We start from the raw sequence: 2,802 nt of genomic DNA, 5'->3' as shown, positions 1-2,802 counted from the left end.
ACCGCCCGTACCAACGAGGCCATCGACCGCGCCCAGGACCTCAAGGCACAGGAGGACCAGCGCACCGCGGCACAGCAGGCGGCCACGCAGCAGGCCAAGGACCTCCAGGCCCAGGCGGCCAAGCTCGCCGACCAGGCGTCCCAGTCCGGCGCGGACCCCGCGCAGATCGCCCCCGAAGCCCGCAAGGTGGCCCTGGCGGCCGCGAAGACCGGCCGCGCCTGGAGCCAGTCCGCAGCCCTCGTTGCCCTGGCCGGCTCCGACCAGGACGTGACCGACTACATCCGCACCGGCCGTAAGCAGTCCGCTGCCCAGGACGACCGTGAGGACGTCCAGCAGTTGGCGACGCACGCCGGCTCCGCCGACGTGCGCGCCGCCGCCTCCAAGGCGCTGGACGGAGACGACTCCGCGGTGAGCGCGTTCCTCGCCACCGGCCAGTACGAGGCCATGAAACAGGACATGCGCCTGTACATCGCCCGGACCATCGCAGACGCCGACCCGATCGAACAGCAGGCAGGCCGCACCGCGCTGAACACCGACACGGCGGACGCCCTGCGCCAGTTCATCACCACCGACGACGCCCAGGCACGCACCCAGGACGAACGCGTCCGCGCCGCCCAGTTCGCCGACACCCACAACAGCAGCAACGGCCCGGAGGTGAAGGCCGTGGCACGGATCGCCCTGGAAGGGCCCGCCGACCTGCTGCACACCTTCATCACCGTCGGCCAGTACAAAGCGCAGCGGCAGGACCAGCTCGGCGCCACGCACGAATCCCAGATCCAGCAGCTGATCGCACAGGCCGCGGGTGTCGCCGCTACCGCGCAGAAGAACGCGGCCGAGGCGGGCAAGGCAGCAGCCGACGCGGCCAAGGCCAAAGACGAAGCCGCCGGTTACGCGAAGCTGGCCGCGCAGGCGGCCGCAGATGCGAAGAAGTACGCCACGCAGGCCGACGGCTACGCCACGCAGGCCGAACAGTCGGCCAAGGACGCCGCCACATCCGCCAACACCGCCCGCAACGCCCGGCAGGACGCAGAGAGCGCCGCGGCCGCAGCCGTCACCTCCGCCGCCCAGGCCCAGTACTCGGCCACCGCCGCACGCGGCTCCGCCGACTCAGCCTGGACAGCAGCCCAGCAAGCCCGGGCCTCAGCCTTGGCCGCAGGCAAGGACGCCACCGCCGCCGCCCAGGCAGAAATGGACGCCTACCGCACTGCAGTCACCAAAAAGCAGCAAGAACAGGCGAAATGGCGGCAGTGGTACGAGGAGCAGCTGAAGAAGAGCCAACAGAAGGATGACGGCAGCTGGGTACCGGGCTGGCTCAAGGACACCGCCAACACGATCGGCGACTACGGTCAGGCCATCCTCGGTAACTCCGACATCTGGAAAGGTCTGTTGGAGACGGCAGGCGGCATGATCGGCGTCGGCTCGGGCGCCTCGATCGACGTCGCTGGCGGAGGCCTGTGCCTGACCATCATCGGCTGCCTTGAGGGAGCACCCGCCATCGTCGTCGGCACCGGGATAGCGGGCGCGGGGATCTACGGAATCACCGACGGCATCAGCCGATTTAACAACGGTCTCGGACAGGCCCTGCGTGAGGCCCAGCAAGAGGAAGCCGGTGGTGCGGAGGAGAGCTGCGGTCAGTGCTTCCTGGCCGGCACGAAAGTGCTCATGGCCGGTGGCTCGACGAAGAAGATCGAGGACGTTGAGGAAGGCGACAAGGTCGTCGCGACAGATCCGCTCACCGGGAAGACCGAACCGCACAGGGTCACCCGTCTCATCATCACGGACGGCGACAAGCATTTCGACGAGCTGACCATCGTCACGCCAGGCGGCCCGCGGAAGCTCACCGCCACCTACGAACATCCCTTCTGGAACCCGTCGCAGAGCCGCTGGGTGAAGGCACGCGACCTGCGACCCGGCTCCACCTTGCTGAGCAACGACGGGAGCACGGTGCGAGTGCAGGCGAACCGCGCTTTCGACCAGCGCGTACGTACCTACAACCTCACCGTCGAGGATTTCCACACCTACTACGTGCTGGCAGGTTCGACCCCGGTCCTCGTGCATAATGCAGGTTGCGACGAGTTTGCAGCCAAGCTCCAGAAGAAGATGGGCGGAGAGATCTGGACGATCACGCCCAAAGACGGTCTCCCCAGCCTGGGCGATTACAAACTCGCCAACGAATCGTGGGGGCATCACACATTCGTCCTGAAGGACGGCCGAGTGTACGACCAGTTTACGGGTCCCGACGGTATGCCGCTCGATCAATGGAAGACCGAATGGTCATATCCAGAGGACCACGACTGGACCCTCGTTTCCCCAAGCCCTTGAGATTGGCGGACAGTGCCTGTGACCAAGCTTCCAGAAGTACTCGACATCCTCGAGCACCGCGTCGGAATGTACACGATGACCCAGTCGTTCAGTGAGGTCTGTGCCTTTCTGGATGGGTTCGACATGTACTCGGAGACCGCCACGATGAAGGGATTCCGCGCCTGGCTGGCCGAGCGCGGGACCGGCAGCAAGGAACTGACGTGGTGGGGGCTGGTGTTGTGTGAAGTGGATCCGAAACTGAGGGTGTCCGACGTCCGCTCATTTTCCCCCGAGCGCAATCAAGAGGCAGTAGCGGTACTGTTCTCGCTGCTGCGGGACTACCTGCGGACGCTGGGCTCGGACTGACCCGCTCCCGCCGGCCAGCGAGAGATCACCTGGGCCCGCGGCTAGTGGCTCGTCACGCAGCCTTGGCCTGGTAATCGATCCGTTGCTCGTCGGCCAGCAGACTGTCTCCAAGACCTGATCTTGGAGGTGGTCGTG

General features: G+C 66.4%; 2 protein-coding genes. Both read left to right on the top strand.

Annotated elements, in window-relative coordinates; translation table 11 throughout:
* Window positions 1–2,322, top strand: a 2,322-nt coding sequence (locus tag ACZ5NH_RS45375) for a polymorphic toxin-type HINT domain-containing protein (RefSeq protein WP_468784336.1), incomplete at its 5' end; no start/stop codon positions are given.
* A gap of 18 nt (window positions 2,323–2,340) precedes the next feature.
* Window positions 2,341–2,667, top strand: a complete 327-nt coding sequence (locus tag ACZ5NH_RS45370; RefSeq protein WP_468784334.1) for a hypothetical protein — start codon at window positions 2,341–2,343, stop codon at window positions 2,665–2,667.
* Window positions 2,668–2,802: the final 135 nt, after the last annotated feature.

The organism is Streptomyces sp. NPDC031426 (assembly GCF_055581585.1).
This window is presented reverse-complemented; position numbering and strand designations above follow the sequence as displayed.